The sequence below is a fragment of the Peribacillus saganii genome (assembly GCF_003429095.1).
Taxonomy (GTDB): Bacteria; Bacillota; Bacilli; order Bacillales; family DSM-1321; genus Peribacillus; species Peribacillus saganii.
This window is the reverse complement of sequence record NZ_QVTE01000009.1, coordinates 1-14123: the sequence shown is the minus strand read 5'-3', so window position 1 is coordinate 14123 and position 14123 is coordinate 1. Positions and strand designations below refer to the sequence as shown.

Genomic DNA, 14123 nt, shown 5'->3' with positions numbered 1-14123 from the left:
TAAGCCAATCACTTCGGAAGGCAAAAAGCGCCTTCTGTCAGCGCTTGTCTTATGCTTAGGCCCACAGGATGTGGGTCAGAACGGCGACGCCACAGGACAAGGAAAGCTACGGCAGCGAGGCATCGCACGAAACAAAGCGCCAGCTTTGTGAGGACGTGGCGAACTTAGCCGTTCTTCCTTTGTCGGCGCTTGCCCTTTTATTATTCAAACGGGTTTTCGCTCAGTTCCAAAGCTACTGCAAGCTTGCCAGTATTATCAAGGCCTGCAAGAAGCAGCCGTCCTTTATCATCCAGCTCAAAATGGGTGATGCCTTCACCATAAACCCAGCCTATTCCAAGCTTCAATCCAACTCGGAATGGACCATCTCCGACTATCTTTCCATGTTCATAACGGATTTTAGCGTTTCGTATGTAAGCACCCGCTGAAAAAAACGATTCATCCTTATGGGTGGCATAAGCACCGTTTGTCGTTTCAAGGTGCAGATATACATCTTTGCCGGCCAATGAATCGATGATTTGCTGTACACTATCCTTTTGTTCAATTGCTTTCATGTTATCCTCCTTATTAAGCCACGCGATAGGAAACAATTAATATCTTTATTATTTTACTAAAAACCATCCCGAAATGCGAAAAGCTGAATCCGTTATAAGAAAGTTTGAAACAACTGCTTATTGAGAAAGTATGAGCTGTAACGTACCATCTCCGTTTACTCACATTTTTGCAGGTAAACTGCCGCTACAATAAAACCCCCTGTCTAATTCAACAGAGGGTCTACGAAAAATATATTATTTTAATTGAGTCTTGCAAAAATCTTGTCGTAAAGATTGTCTAGTTTTGTCGAACCTTGAAAAACTTATAAAAACAAGAATGACATCCCTTTAATCGTGGAATTGGAAGGTTACCACACACAACCAATACGCGAAAAAAGGAGATGTCTAAGGCCATGGTATCCTTCTATTCAGCTATCGTCAAGTTCATTGTTTCTCTCGGTCTTTGCCTGTCAAAACCTCAATTGAATCATTTGGTTTCCATGATGCATGGTATCATCCTGAGCGAGGGAAGAAAGACGATATCGCAGATCCGGAACCATTCCGGGAAGGACCGTGACCTCAGCTGCATGACCCGTTTCCTAAAAGAGTCTCCCTGGTGCGCCAACCGGGTTCAGCGTAGAAGAATGAATCATTTGATGAGTACCATTCGGCGTGCCCGCATAAAGCGAGGGGACGAAAGGCACATTATTTTTCTGATTATTGATGATTCCGGCTGCCACAAGAATCGATCAACGAAAACAATGGAAGCTTTGGATTTTCATTTCTCTCACACAGAAGGGAAAAGTGTCTGGTCGCACTGCCTGGTTACGGCCCACGTGGTGGCTGAAGGATACTCCTTTGCCTGGGATTTCCGCCCCTACTTCAGGAAGAGTTACTGTGAAGAGTCGGGCCATCCCTTTAAAAGCAAAAATGAATTGGCCTGGGAAATGGTCCATGCTTTTCCTGCCGCTGATGATGAACAGGTCTATGTCCTGATGGACAGCTGGTACACAAGCAAGAAATTGGTCGATGCCTGTAACTCCAAAGGTTTTCATGTGATTGGTGCGGTCAAATCCAACCGGAAGATATGCCCAGCGGGCATACAAATTCCCATGTCGGAATTTGGGAACCGATACATCCAAAACACAGACCTTCACTCTGTGACCGTGAAGGACAAAGGCCGGTTCCGGGTGTATTCTTATGAAGGTTCCATTTCAGATATTAAAAATGCGAAAGTCCTCTTGTCCTGGGACAAGAAATTCAACCCGGACAAAACTCCGTTTTGTATTTTGTGTACGGATACCGCTCTGGATGTCGTGACCATCCTCGAGTATTACCATGTACGCTGGGAAATCGAGACGGGATACCGCTATTTCAAGGAGCTTCTGGGATTTGACCAGTACCAAATGCTTTCATTCAAGGCCATTGAACGCTACTGGGTCATCCAGTATCTGACACAGAATTTCCTGGAAGTTCAAAGGTCCGAGTGGTCAAAAGGATCCCCGCTATCTCTGGGTGACACAGTCAGAAGAATCAGAAGCGAGATGCTGGGGCAGCTAGTGGTCTACGTTTACCAGGAAGGACTGGCGAACACACCATTAAAACAGGTGCTTAGAACCCTAAAACTGATCGCTTAAAAAATCGTTTTATTAACAGCACTACCCGTATGCCATTTTTTAAGGGTCTGAACTAAAAATGCAAGAGTCAAGTTATTTTATTCCAGCATGCATGCGGTAAGCGCTATGCATTGTTGGACCGACATATTCATTTAATTTCCAAGAATGGCGGATTGCCTCCGTAATAAATTCCTTCGCAGTGTAGATTGCGTCACGAACAGATTTGCCTTTAGCCAATTCAGCCGTGATGGCAGCGGAGAACGTGCAGCCTGCACCATGTGTATAAGTAGTTTCAATACGCTCGCCTTCAAGTACTTCAAACTCGTTTCCATCAAAAAGCAGGTCGATTGCTTTATTATGTTCAAACTTGTTCCCAGCTGTGATGACAACATATTTTGCACCAAGCTCATTAATTTTAGCTGCAGCGTTTTTCATGTCATCCAATGTACGGATAGGGCCTGTCCCAGCTAGCTGACTAGCCTCAAACATGTTGGGCGTGACTACAGCTGCCTTTGGAGTCAATACATCGCGAAGTGCAATCGCTGTTTCAGGGTGAAGAACTTCGTCTTCCCCTTTGCACACCATAACCGGGTCGATAACAACATTCTTTAGGTTAAGTTCTTCTATTTTACGGGCTGCAAGCTCAATGATTTCCACTGAACCAAGCATTCCAGTTTTCATTGCGTCAATTCCCACAGATAGGATAGTTTCAAGCTGGGCTTCAACTGTTGACAGCTCCTGAGGAAAAACGTTGTGGTGCCAGCCATTTTTAGGATCCATGGAAACGATTGTTGTTAAAGCGGTCATTCCATAAACGCCAAGCTCCTGGAACGTCTTCAGGTCAGCCTGGATGCCAGCGCCGCCGCTTGAATCTGATCCCGCGATTGTTAAAGCCTTTTTCATTGTCATATGAGGTGCCTCCTAAAAATTGGATTAAAATTTCGTCCTTGCATAGAATGGGTTTTAAAATATGAACATTAAGATATTGCATCCTATTAAGGATATAACAACTTCAATAATTATAACAAGAATAATAGGAAAATAGAATGAATCCAAACGAACAGGATTTCAGTAATGCTGGAGCGAAGATCAACTATTTATAAACTATTCGAGTAATTTATATCAGTTTATAAAAGCAGTAAATATAAAAAATAGAAGAGTCTCGGAGCATGCAGACCTTACATCAGGATTAAGTCTATCAGAAGAAGGGGTACAGTATGGTTGACAAATAATATGGACAGAGGCAGGATAGATTTTTGGGAAGAGAGGATTCCTCCTGATAAAATAACTTACAAGATATTTTTTATATTAATCATGATGAGCAGGGAATTTTAATCTATCATAAAGAATGATTGTTATAAGCGATAAACCTGAAACGGTAAAAAGGAGTTTTGGCAAAATGCGAGCCTGCCTTCATTTTTAAGGGAAGATAGTAACCTAATCAGGTTATATTTAAAGAAGAAGGTAATCCTGAGAAAAAGGTATTATTGAAAAAACCATGCTTAGAAAGCTGGAGGACATTGGAATGAAAACTACAGCTCTGCTTTTGGCTGGCGGCAGGTCGAGCCGGATGGGAAAAAATAAAGCCCTGCTCCCTATCTGCGGTCAGCCGAATATTTGTAACATCCAAGACGAGTTAAAGCTGGCGGCGGATGATTTTTTATTAATCACAAATACTCCTGAGGATTACCGCTTCTTACATGTACCGATGATTGAGGATATTTATAAAGATATGGGGCCGCTGGGTGGCCTCCATGCTGGATTATCTGCCTCACTTACAGAAATAAATGTCATCACTGCCTGTGATATGCCGTTTATAAATGCAAACATTTTAAAGCGGATGATTAGTTTTTCAGAAGACTTTGATGCTGTTGTTCCAGAGATATTTGGCCAGCTTCATCCGCTCTTTGCCGTTTACAGGAAAAGCTGCCTTGCAGATTTAGAAAAGTGTTTGATAGATGGAAAGCTGAGCATGGCTGCGTTTATAGATAAACTTCATGTTAAAATATTGAAAGAAACAGATTTTGAAGAGTATTTCCAAGATGAAACACTTTTTTCCTATATGTTTTACAATATGAATAAGCCAGAAGATTACTCAAGAGCAGTTGCAATTGAAGAAGCTTTGTTAGAAAAACCAGCGGGGAGGATGTTTTTTCAGAACGAAGAATTAAGTACAGATAAATCATACGAAGGGCAAAAGCTGAACGATCATCCTTTTATGAAACATGGAGGTAAGCGATGAACTTTGAAATTGCAAAAGAACCAATTGATATTCAATCAGTAATTGATAAAGTCGTACAAAGGGAAGCTGGGGCTATTACGACATTTATCGGAACAGTGAGAGAGCTTACTCACGGGAAAAAAACACTGTTTCTGATATATGAGGCTTACGAGTCTATGGCAGTGAAAAAATTGGAGCAGATCGGTGCTGAGATAGGAGAACGCTGGCCGGATGCACAGGTGGCAATCACCCACAGGGTTGGCAAATTGGATATTACAGATGTGGCGGTAGTAATTGCGGTAAGCACTCCGCACCGGAACGATGCCTATGAGGCAAACCGGTATGCCATTGAGCGGATAAAGGAAATTGTGCCGATCTGGAAAAAAGAACACTGGGAAGACGGAGAAAAATGGATCGGCAATCAGCTCGAAACAGTAAGTTACCCGACAGGAAAGCCGGAAAAGGAGGATTTCCATGATTAAAGTACTTTTATTTGCCCATTTGAAGGATTTGATTGGAAAAGATGAAATAGAAGTGAATGCGGATGAGCTGACTGTTGAGCAGCTGCGGCAAAAGCTATCAGACGAATATGGACTGCATGGCCTTGAAGGCGTTATGGCAGCTGTTAATGAAGAATTTGCCGATCCTGATACAATGGTCTCCAATGGTGATACGGTTGCCTTTATCCCGCCGGTCAGCGGAGGGTGATTATGCACGAACGGTATTCACGGCAAACGCTTTTCTCTCCGATTGGGGAAGCAGGCCAAGCTAAAATCAGGCATAAACACGTTTTATTGATCGGTGCAGGGGCACTCGGATCTGCTAATGCTGAATATTTAACACGCGCGGGAGTTGGAAGACTAACAATTGTGGACCGTGATTATGTAGAGGAAAGCAACCTCCAGCGCCAGCAGCTTTATACCGAGGATGACGTTCAAGCGAAATGGCCAAAAGCAGAAGCCGCAAAAAAACATTTGCAGCGAATAAATAGTGATGTCGATATCCGTGCTGTTGTGATGGACGGCACAGCTGTAAGTTTGGAACCGCTCATAGCTGATGTTGATTTAATCATGGATGCGACAGATAATTTTGAGACGAGAATGGTCATCAATGACTTGTCACAGAAGCATCAGATTCCTTGGATTTACGGGGCCTGTGTCGGCAGCGTAGGGATGAGCCTGACAATCGTCCCTGGAATTACTCCCTGCTTAAATTGCCTATTGCGGACCATTCCGATTCAGGGCATGACCTGCGACACAGGCGGGATCATCTCGCCAGCAGTAACAATGACCGTTGCCCATCAATCAGCCGAAGCATTAAAAATACTGGTAGAGGATTGGGATGCTGTCCGCCCGAGCTTTGTCACATTTGATATGTGGCGGAACCAATATCAAAGTATGAAAATTTCCCGGGCAAAGAAAAAAGATTGCCTTTCCTGCGGCGAGCAACGCACCTTTCCATTCTTGACACTGGAAAATGCTACGAAAACAGCGGTACTATGCGGCCGCGATACTGTACAGGTCAGGCCTCCGCAGCCCTTGAAGCTGAATCTCCAAAAGCTATCCGATGACCTGGCAAACAGCGGCTACACTGTAAAGGCTAACCCTTTCCTTGCCTCAATCGAACAGAACGGACAGCGCATGGTCATCTTCCAGGACGGCCGCGCCCTCGTACACGGAACAAAGGATGAAGCTCATGCCAAAACCCTTTATCAGAGGATATTGGGATAACCCCGCGCGGCGGGGTTTTTCGTTTTTATAGGAGTTTGGCGGAATGCGGACTGCCGAGGTTGATACGCTAGCCATAGGTTTGGCAGTAAAACATTCCATTTTGGACATTGAATCCTTCATACTCAAACTGGAATCCTTCGTAAAATTTAGGGATAAGAAATACATCCCGGAATAGAGTCTGAACCAATGAATCAGTGAACAGCTACTATAATAATCTATTAAACACAGAACCCCACCCCGGCACCAAATCCCGGGGTGGGGTTATTAAACAACTACTTATACATTCATCTTACTGGCGATCATTACTACTTTTCCTTCGTCCAGCATTTTTTCATAGGCTTCTGCTTCTGATTCTGATAGTCCAAGTGATTCCATCTTGGAGCGGAGTTCATCTCCACGGGAACGGAAGAGGTTGCCTACTGAGTTGAAGAAGCCTTGTTCTTTCATGCCAGTTCCGCTGGTATTTGTGTTCTCAGTTAGATGCTCAGAGCGGTTTTTGTCATGGGCGAACAGATAAATATCGTCTTTCGTAAATCCTGACATTAGCAGCATATCCATCTTTTCCTTTGCCTGAACGCCATTTTCTACTACTTCTATTTGTCTCATGTTACATTCCTCCTTGATTTAAAAAATTAGATTCAAATGCTGATCAGCTACTCTATTAATTTAACCTAGTTAACCCTAATTAAAACGTCTAATTTATTTGAACTCCTATTAAAAAGTTGTCCAACGCCGCTTCCGGTCCAATTAAAATTACGTTAGTGAAAGAGGTTTTCCGGAGCTATGTTTTGTTACTAACAGGAATTTTCTAATCCAAGTTCCCTGTTTCCAAAATCAAAAAGTCGTAAACCGCAATACCTTTTGGATCCTATACACGATATATTTTATCCAAGGGAGCTTATCCTGATATTCTTTATAGTCGGCAGTATAGCTCCCGTTTTCGTTTTCCCAAATCCGCTTGAAATAGATTTCTACGTCCTTAGAAATGGGAGCGTCTTCTGGAGCGGTGATTTTAATATTCTCTTCCAGATTAAAGTCATCGAGATTCCGGCTTGTATAGTTTGCTGATCCGCCGATGATAATGCTTTTATCTTGTTTTTTGATCATCATAAGCTTTGTATGGAATTGCTCTTTTTCGGTTTTGTACCATCGTACTGTAATATTCTTTTCCCCTAATTCTTCTATTTCCGCAGCAACAGGCAGATTTGGAAGGCCGTTCTTCTCATTGCCAAAAGCATTTTGATTCGGGTCTAGCACCATTTTAATGATGACACCACGTTTTGCTGCTTCCGTTATGGCATTCACAACATCACGATCGGCGATATAGAACATTCCAATCCAAATGATATCTCCATTTTCTGATGCATTGATCCCGTCCACAACATGGGATTTAATTTTCCCTTCAGTAATCAGCTGGGCAGTGATTGGACCCTTTTTCTCTTCTGTCTTTTTAAAAACAGGAAAGGCGTCAGTTCCTTTTGAAAAACGACTGACAGCATGTTCAGCTTTTACTGCATCGCCGATAACATTTCCATCCAGCGAAAAAGCAATATTCGAGTGATATCCGCTCGCGTCATGAGGGTTGGCAGAGGAGATGATGGCAGTTTTTTCAGTAGCGAGCACCTTTCTGTGATTAGCTTTAATATTGAGGAGCCTAAAATAAGATCGTAATGTAACCTTTGGAGCGGTTTCTGCAAATGGATTCCGTACCCAACCGTTCCCATGCTCACCGAACCATTGAATAAAGGACCGCCATACAGCGGAATAGAGCGGATTTGGATCCCTTAGGCGCTCCAGGTTTGTTTCCACTACTTCATTATCATTTTTTTTCAGTTCCTCTAATTCTTTGGCAGGGTGGGAGCCGTAGCTTGTGTTGATTTCGTCAGTGATAAAGATTATCTTCATGTCGGGGTGCTTCTTTTTTTGCTGGATCAGCTTATCAGTCAGTTTTCGGCTGATATCAGGAAAGTCCCGGTTTTCGTCATAATAGCCGTTGAATAAAAACATATCCATGACAATAAAAGACTCAGCTTCCTCAATGGCCTTATAAATCGAAGGGAAAATATGCTGTTCACTTTTCATCTCACCATTTGGCTGCTTATAGGTCAAATCGTATAGAAAATCAATGTTCTTCGGATAGCGAACCTCGCCCTCCACGGAGACACCTTCTGGCAGAGGCTTGTAGCTATTATAGGCAATAACAAAAGTTAATAAGATAACGAAAAGTACTGGAATATAAACTCGTTTTCTTAGTATCCAGAGACTGATTTTTTTCATGATGACACCTCCAATTCAATAGGAAACACGAGCATCAGCAGGTTTTTATGATTATAATAGATTTGCAGATATTGTTGATTACAAATGCTAACTAGCTGTCTTTCTATTCCCTTCTTTGCCGGGAATGGAAACATCCAATAAATAGATTTGGAATTTGGAAAAAATGGGTATGGATTAACAAAGTAAAAAGCTTGCTAAGTTCCTGGAGAGCTAATCAGGCAACTATAAGGAGGAACCAATATGACAGCTGACATATTGATGAATGACTGGGCTCCTCTGCTGGCAGAAGAGTTTTCCAGTCCCTATTATTTAAAATTAAGAGAATTTCTTAAAGAGGAATATAGCAGTCAGATAATCCATCCAGATAAAGAAGATATTTTTAATGCCCTTCAATACACTCCATATGAAAACGTAAAGGTGGTCATTCTTGGCCAGGATCCTTATCATGGCCCAAACCAGGCACATGGTTTAAGTTTTTCAGTGAAAAAGGGTGTGGCGGTGCCGCCATCTTTACGGAATATTTATAAAGAATTAAACACCGATATTGGATGCAGAATTCCTGACAACGGGTACCTGGTAAAATGGGCTGAACAGGGAGTATTGCTGCTTAATACTGTATTGACTGTAAGAGAGGGGAAAGCTCATTCGCACCAGGGTAAGGGCTGGGAAATATTCACGGATAAGGTAATTTCAAAGCTTAGCGAACGGGAAAGGCCTATGGTTTTCATACTGTGGGGCAAGCCGGCACAAAGCAAAATCCCGCTTATTGATCAAAATAAACATTTAATTCTTACCTCTGTCCATCCAAGCCCGCTTTCAGCCAGTAAAGGGTTTTTTGGAAGCCGTCCATTTTCAAAAGCTAATCAATTCCTTGCAAAGCATGGGTGGGACAAAATTGACTGGCAAATCCCGAAAGATACTGTTTAGTTGTAAAAGAGCAGTTTGATAGCCGATAAATTACAATGGGGAAGATGCGCCTCAGCTTTCGACAATGTTTCACATGAAACATTACAGTTTGACAAAACCAGCCTATAAAACAATAAAGGAAGCATATAATGGATCAAAAACGAATCAACTGCATGAAGTGCAAACATTATTATGTAACATGGGACTCTAAATTTCCCAAGGGCTGCCGCGCCTTTCAATTCAAGACAGCCAGACTTCCTTCTTTGGAAGTATTCCGTTCCTCGGGCCGCCCATGCCTTAAATACGAAGAAAAGTAATTGCTAATTGTAAAAATTGATGCGGTGCGGATAAAGAGCTGGATGTTCTTCGTTATAAAATCAATAAACACGTCTACAACTGTATTGGCATAATCGATATGCATCCGTGCGAAACCTGCATTGATGCTTGGCGGGGAGCTGTTAAAAAAAGTAAGAGGACGAAGAGAGTTTTTTCAGGGCTTACTTACTGGCCCATATTTTGGGCCGATATGAGAGTTGGGAAAGCATGAGCCCAGCTAGCGGCATATAAGGGGATTCGTTCGGTGATAATGAAAAATGATTTATTAAACAGGATCCTTGAAATTCCTTCGAAAACTCCTTTGGCTCAGAGAGCAGTTGACCCATTTTGAAAAAGCTTTACAATTAATATAATACATATGAACACATCAAAGATAGAAGAGAGAATCACAGAGGTGACTAAATGGAAATACGATCAAATACTGTTTTGATAAAGATGGAAGAGCTTGTCCAAAAAGCCAGAGCTGCCGAAAATAAAGAGAAATTAAATGGCTATATAATTGCTGTTCAGGCACTATGTGATATTCTCCTTGATAAACAGGAGGAACTATCTGATCTTTACGAGCAAAAACTTGTGCTTGCTGCACCGTCACCAGTCATTCAGAAAGAGATTGTAAATCCAGTTTCTTCGCTTCCCCAGGGGAAACCTGCTAAGATAAATGAAGCAAACGGTGAATCTATTTTCGATTTTTAATGTCCTGAGAGGAGAGGTATATATGAAGTTGTTTATTATCCTGGGTGCTATCAATGCGTTCCTTGCAGTTGCTTTAGGAGCATTTGGTGCCCATGGGCTTGAAGGGAAAATCCCAGAAAAATATCTAAAAATATGGGAAAAGGCTGTTACCTATCAGATGTTCCATGCCGGCGGTTTACTAGCAGTCGGAATCATCTTCGGAAAAATGGGTGCTAATTTACTGATAACATGGTCAGGCTGGCTTATGTTTGCAGGAATCCTAATTTTTTCAGGCAGCTTATATGTTTTAAGTGTAACTCAAATAAAAGTGCTCGGAGCGATTACACCAATCGGAGGAGTCTCCTTTTTGGCAGCCTGGGTTTTGCTGATTCTGGCTGTAAATAAATATTTATAAAGAGGAAAAGGACTGACATAGCTTCAGTCCTTTGCCAATTCTAGCATTTTTTGCGTAAAACCTCCGTGAATTCTAACCATTTAATCCGAAATAACTTAGTTTACCTAAGCCAATATTATCTCGGAGGGTAAACAGCCATTCCGCCGGCGGCGTATGGATATTCGTATTCAATTTCTTCTTCAAATGTAACATAATCCAAGTATACCATTAGCAGAAGGTAACGCATTCCGGTTTGCGGATCACTGATAACGATATGGTCACGCCCGGCAGCCTCGATAATTCCTCTGAAGGTTAACGTGTTTTCTCCATCTCGTCTGCCTTCAAAGGTCATATAAACAGTAGCAAGCTTCCCTCTGTTTAGTCTTAGGATATTTTCAATATATGATTCTTCGACAGGGAGCTGTCCTGGAGCCTGAGCTCCCATTCCTTGAGGTTGCCCTCCCATAACTGGAACCATCATTCCAGCTCCAGGTGCTTGCATCCCTCCACCTTGCATTCCGAGTCCAGGTTGAGGGCCAGCAGCCTGAGAACCAGGAAGAACCTGCATGTCAGGTGTAGGCACAAATTGCTGGAATTGGCCTTGAGACGGGAATCCTCCCGGCTGACCATATTCTCCTTCCTGACGTCCGTACGTGTTATCGTACGGATAATAAGGAAAACCATAATTATACGGATTAGGATTATTTTGATTCATATTGTTCCCTCCATAGATCATTAATAGAAATATATAACGCAAAAGTTACTCACTGTTCAATATGTATGGAGGGGCAAGGGCATTTATGTCAGTATTTTTTAACATCAGCCTGTCCGCAATATTAAAAAAACCCTCGCGATAGGGAATATACTTAAACTGTGTAGTAAACTTGCTGGTAAATATTTTATCGGTACGTTTACAAATGAATGTGGTAATAGAAATAACCTTCAATTTTCAGGGAATACAATACAAAACACCCTGCCATTTGCAGGCAGGGTGTTTTGTTGTATTAAATTTTTACTATTATACGTGAAGAAAAGCTTCAATACGTTCCTGTGGAAGGATGTTGCCCACGAAGAACGAACCAAATTCTCCATAGCGTGCGCTTACTTCATCAAAACGCATTTCATATACCAATTTTTTAAATTGAAGGACATCGTCAGCGAAAAGGGTAACGCCCCACTCGTAATCGTCGAAGCCGACAGAACCGGTGATGATTTGTTTTACCTTTCCTGCATACTGGCGTCCAATCATGCCGTGGGAGCGCATCATGTTGCGGCGGTCTTCCATCGGAAGCATGTACCAGTTATCATTGCCTTGGCGGCGCTTGTCCATTGGGTAGAAGCAGATATGCTTTGCTGTAGGGAGGATCGGGTACAGCCGGGCCCGGATTTCAGGGCTCTCGTAAGGATCCTGACCAGCTGGCAAATAATTGCTTAGCTCAACAACCGATACATAGGAATGTGCAGGAATGGTGAATTCAGCAAATTTAGTTTTGTTAAATTCCATTTCAATTTCATTTAGCTCTTCCATAGTAGGGCGGACAAACATCATCATGAAGTCTGCCTTTTGTCCTACGATTGAATAAATCGCATGGCTTCCTTCTTTTTTGTTTTGCGTAACAGTCCATTTCTCGATTAAGTTCATATATTCTGAAATGGCAGCTTGGCGTTCATCGCTAGAAAGCATTTTCCAGGTTGTCCAATCTACAAGACGGAAATCATGCAAGCAATACCAGCCATCAAGTGTTTGTGCTGCTTCACTCATAAACAATCACTCCTATAGGTAAATAAGTATATCCATACATACTATATCATAGTTTCTCTCAGCAGCTAATTTTGAAACCTTTTAAACATCTCTTTTCATACTAAGTTCGAAATTTGTTCACCATTTTATAGGAAGGGCTTTATTTATTTGAAAAAGATTATCCAATGTGGGTTTATTCAATAAAAAAAAGGAAATCATTTTATAGAACAGAAAAGGTTTACTAGTTATTAAAAGTTCATATTTTTTTGAATTAACTTACTTTTCTATTGAAAGCGATCCCAATCACTCCATCAATAGAAAAATTCATTAGTTAGGAGTATTCTAAGAAAAGCGCAAGCGCCCTGACAGAAGGAACGTCGACTAAGTTCTGGCAGGGTTGAAATTTAAAACCATTTCAACCTCCGTCCTGTGCCAATCGACGATGCCAGCACATCCTCACAAAGCTAGCGCTTTGTTTCGTGCGAAGAATCGCTGCCGAAGCGTTCCTTGTCCTGTGCGTTGGGGCTTTATTTTACTCCGTAAAAAAAGTTGCTGGTCACTGGAGTTAGACATCTGTACTTGTTAAACATTCTTATCTTTAAATTAAGATATTAATAAAGGAGGAAGACGCTTTGAGCGATTTGTTTGAGTCATTAAAAGAAAAAGTGAACGGCCACAATTTGAAAGTCGTTTTTCCTGAAGGGTTGGACGACCGCATTTTAACTGCCGCGGGAAGGCTGGCGGAGGAGAAAGTTTTGATCCCGATCCTGATCGGAAATATTGAACAAATCCAGGAAAAAGCAAAAAGTCTCGGCGTTTCTGTTGAGGACGCTGAAATTTATGATCCTGAGAATTATATTATGAAGGATGAATTGGTAGCGTCCTTTGTTGAACGCCGCAAAGGAAAAACGTCGGAGGAAGAAGCAAAAAAAATCCTTCTTGACGAGAATTACTTTGGAACGATGCTGGTTTATACCAATAAAGCAGATGGCCTTGTTAGCGGTGCCGCACACTCAACAGCCGACACTGTAAGGCCGGCCCTGCAAATCATTAAAACAAAGGAAGGCGTCCGCAAAACGTCCGGTACCTTTATTATGGTTCGCGAGGATGAGAAATACGTATTTGCTGACTGCGCTATCAATATAGCACCCGATAGCAAGGATCTTGCTGAGATTGCAATTGAAAGTGCAAGAACAGCCAGGATGTTTGATATCGAACCACGTGTGGCAATGCTTAGCTTTTCAACAAAAGGGTCAGCGAAATCAGTTGAAACTAATCGGGTTTCAGAAGCAGTAAGAGAAGCTCAGGCTCTTGATCCATCGCTGATTGTCGATGGTGAATTTCAATTCGATGCAGCGTTTGTTCCTTCCGTAGCGCAGAAGAAGGCACCGGATTCACCGCTGCAAGGCACCGCAAATGTATTTGTATTCCCCAGCCTGGAAGCCGGAAATATCGGTTATAAAATTGCCCAGCGCTTAGGCGGTTTTGAAGCGGTAGGGCCGATCCTGCAGGGGTTAAATCGCCCGGTTAATGATCTGTCCCGGGGCTGTGATACAGAGGATGTTTATAAATTGGCTTTGATTACAGCGGCACAGGCGCTGCAGCGATAATAAGAAAAGCGCAAGCGCCCTCTGGCAGAGGAAGAACGGCTAAGTTCGCCACGTCCTGTGGCAACGCCGTTCTGACCCACATCCTGTGGG

15 protein-coding genes are annotated in these 14123 nt (G+C 42.3%); 9 read left to right on the top strand and 6 right to left on the bottom strand.

What is annotated here, in order from left to right:
• Positions 1 to 200 precede the first annotated feature (200 nt).
• On the bottom strand, positions 201 to 551 hold the full coding sequence (locus D0469_RS04470; protein ID WP_117325449.1) for a YojF family protein: 351 nt from the start codon (positions 549 to 551) through the stop codon (positions 201 to 203).
• A gap of 392 nt (positions 552 to 943) precedes the next feature.
• Here D0469_RS04470 and D0469_RS04465 point away from each other — a divergent pair, with 392 nt between their 5' ends.
• Positions 944 to 2167 (top strand): IS701 family transposase, encoded by a 1224-nt coding sequence (locus D0469_RS04465; protein ID WP_158553347.1) that lies wholly within the window; start codon positions 944 to 946, stop codon positions 2165 to 2167.
• A gap of 72 nt (positions 2168 to 2239) precedes the next feature.
• Here D0469_RS04465 and pdxK read toward each other — a convergent pair whose 3' ends face one another.
• Positions 2240 to 3055, bottom strand: a complete 816-nt coding sequence (gene pdxK, locus D0469_RS04460; protein ID WP_117325447.1) for a pyridoxine/pyridoxal/pyridoxamine kinase — start codon at positions 3053 to 3055, stop codon at positions 2240 to 2242.
• 616 nt (positions 3056 to 3671) lie between these two features.
• Here pdxK and mobA point away from each other — a divergent pair.
• From mobA to D0469_RS04440, 4 genes are read left to right on the top strand one after another with little or no spacing between them, the layout of a single operon-like run.
• Entirely contained in the window at positions 3672 to 4388 is a 717-nt protein-coding gene (gene mobA / locus D0469_RS04455) for a molybdenum cofactor guanylyltransferase (RefSeq protein ID WP_158553346.1), read from the top strand.
• The gene (locus tag D0469_RS04450; protein WP_117325445.1) at positions 4385 to 4849 is read left to right on the top strand and encodes a molybdenum cofactor biosynthesis protein MoaE; all 465 of its coding nucleotides are present in this window, start codon (positions 4385 to 4387) and stop codon (positions 4847 to 4849) included. Before mobA ends, D0469_RS04450 begins: the two co-directional genes overlap by 4 nt.
• A complete protein-coding gene (gene moaD / locus D0469_RS04445) occupies positions 4842 to 5075 on the top strand; it encodes a molybdopterin converting factor subunit 1 (RefSeq protein WP_117325444.1) in 234 nt (77 codons plus the stop codon). Before D0469_RS04450 ends, moaD begins: the two co-directional genes overlap by 8 nt.
• Before the next feature lie 2 nt (positions 5076 to 5077).
• Entirely contained in the window at positions 5078 to 6097 is a 1020-nt protein-coding gene (locus D0469_RS04440) for a MoeB/ThiF family adenylyltransferase (protein WP_117325443.1), read from the top strand.
• Between the two features lie 276 nt (positions 6098 to 6373).
• On the opposite strand, the gene D0469_RS04435 is transcribed toward D0469_RS04440, so the two are convergent.
• Positions 6374 to 6703 carry a general stress protein gene (locus tag D0469_RS04435; RefSeq protein WP_117325442.1) on the bottom strand — a complete coding sequence of 110 codons (330 nt, stop codon included), beginning with the start codon at positions 6701 to 6703 and terminating at the stop codon, positions 6374 to 6376.
• A 228-nt stretch (positions 6704 to 6931) separates the two neighbouring features.
• On the bottom strand, positions 6932 to 8374 hold the full coding sequence (locus D0469_RS04430) for a phospholipase D family protein (RefSeq protein WP_117325441.1): 1443 nt from the start codon (positions 8372 to 8374) through the stop codon (positions 6932 to 6934).
• A gap of 240 nt (positions 8375 to 8614) precedes the next feature.
• On the opposite strand from D0469_RS04430, the gene D0469_RS04425 reads away from it, so the two are divergent.
• The 3 genes from D0469_RS04425 (at position 8615) to D0469_RS04410 (ending at position 10703) form a co-directional block, all read left to right on the top strand.
• Positions 8615 to 9301, top strand: coding sequence for a uracil-DNA glycosylase (locus D0469_RS04425; protein ID WP_117325440.1), 687 nt, complete (start codon positions 8615 to 8617; stop codon positions 9299 to 9301).
• Between the two features lie 717 nt (positions 9302 to 10018).
• The gene (locus tag D0469_RS04415) at positions 10019 to 10309 is read left to right on the top strand and encodes a YwdI family protein (protein WP_117325438.1); all 291 of its coding nucleotides are present in this window, start codon (positions 10019 to 10021) and stop codon (positions 10307 to 10309) included.
• Positions 10310 to 10331: 22 nt separating this feature from the next.
• A complete protein-coding gene (locus D0469_RS04410; RefSeq protein WP_117325437.1) occupies positions 10332 to 10703 on the top strand; it encodes a DUF423 domain-containing protein in 372 nt (123 codons plus the stop codon).
• Between the two features lie 115 nt (positions 10704 to 10818).
• Here the strand turns inward: D0469_RS04410 and gerQ are convergent, their stop codons facing one another.
• Together gerQ and hemQ are read right to left on the bottom strand one after the other, a co-directional pair.
• Positions 10819 to 11397, bottom strand: coding sequence for a spore coat protein GerQ (gene gerQ / locus D0469_RS21955; RefSeq protein WP_117325436.1), 579 nt, complete (start codon positions 11395 to 11397; stop codon positions 10819 to 10821).
• A 303-nt stretch (positions 11398 to 11700) separates the two neighbouring features.
• On the bottom strand, positions 11701 to 12444 hold the full coding sequence (hemQ, locus tag D0469_RS04400; RefSeq protein WP_117325435.1) for a hydrogen peroxide-dependent heme synthase: 744 nt from the start codon (positions 12442 to 12444) through the stop codon (positions 11701 to 11703).
• 611 nt (positions 12445 to 13055) lie between these two features.
• Here hemQ and pta point away from each other — a divergent pair.
• The gene (gene pta, locus D0469_RS04395) at positions 13056 to 14033 is read left to right on the top strand and encodes a phosphate acetyltransferase (protein ID WP_117325434.1); all 978 of its coding nucleotides are present in this window, start codon (positions 13056 to 13058) and stop codon (positions 14031 to 14033) included.
• Positions 14034 to 14123: the final 90 nt, after the last annotated feature.

Coding starts and splice junctions, on each gene's coding strand:
- D0469_RS04470 (WP_117325449.1), bottom strand. CDS start 551: ATGAAAGCAATTGAACAAAAGGATAGTGTACAGCAAATCATCGATTCA.
- D0469_RS04465 (WP_158553347.1), top strand. CDS start 944: ATGGTATCCTTCTATTCAGCTATCGTCAAGTTCATTGTTTCTCTCGGT.
- pdxK (WP_117325447.1), bottom strand. CDS start 3,055: ATGACAATGAAAAAGGCTTTAACAATCGCGGGATCAGATTCAAGCGGC.
- mobA (WP_158553346.1), top strand. CDS start 3,672: ATGAAAACTACAGCTCTGCTTTTGGCTGGCGGCAGGTCGAGCCGGATG.
- D0469_RS04450 (WP_117325445.1), top strand. CDS start 4,385: ATGAACTTTGAAATTGCAAAAGAACCAATTGATATTCAATCAGTAATT.
- moaD (WP_117325444.1), top strand. CDS start 4,842: ATGATTAAAGTACTTTTATTTGCCCATTTGAAGGATTTGATTGGAAAA.
- D0469_RS04440 (WP_117325443.1), top strand. CDS start 5,078: ATGCACGAACGGTATTCACGGCAAACGCTTTTCTCTCCGATTGGGGAA.
- D0469_RS04435 (WP_117325442.1), bottom strand. CDS start 6,703: ATGAGACAAATAGAAGTAGTAGAAAATGGCGTTCAGGCAAAGGAAAAG.
- D0469_RS04430 (WP_117325441.1), bottom strand. CDS start 8,374: ATGAAAAAAATCAGTCTCTGGATACTAAGAAAACGAGTTTATATTCCA.
- D0469_RS04425 (WP_117325440.1), top strand. CDS start 8,615: ATGACAGCTGACATATTGATGAATGACTGGGCTCCTCTGCTGGCAGAA.
- D0469_RS04415 (WP_117325438.1), top strand. CDS start 10,019: ATGGAAATACGATCAAATACTGTTTTGATAAAGATGGAAGAGCTTGTC.
- D0469_RS04410 (WP_117325437.1), top strand. CDS start 10,332: ATGAAGTTGTTTATTATCCTGGGTGCTATCAATGCGTTCCTTGCAGTT.
- gerQ (WP_117325436.1), bottom strand. CDS start 11,397: ATGAATCAAAATAATCCTAATCCGTATAATTATGGTTTTCCTTATTAT.
- hemQ (WP_117325435.1), bottom strand. CDS start 12,444: ATGAGTGAAGCAGCACAAACACTTGATGGCTGGTATTGCTTGCATGAT.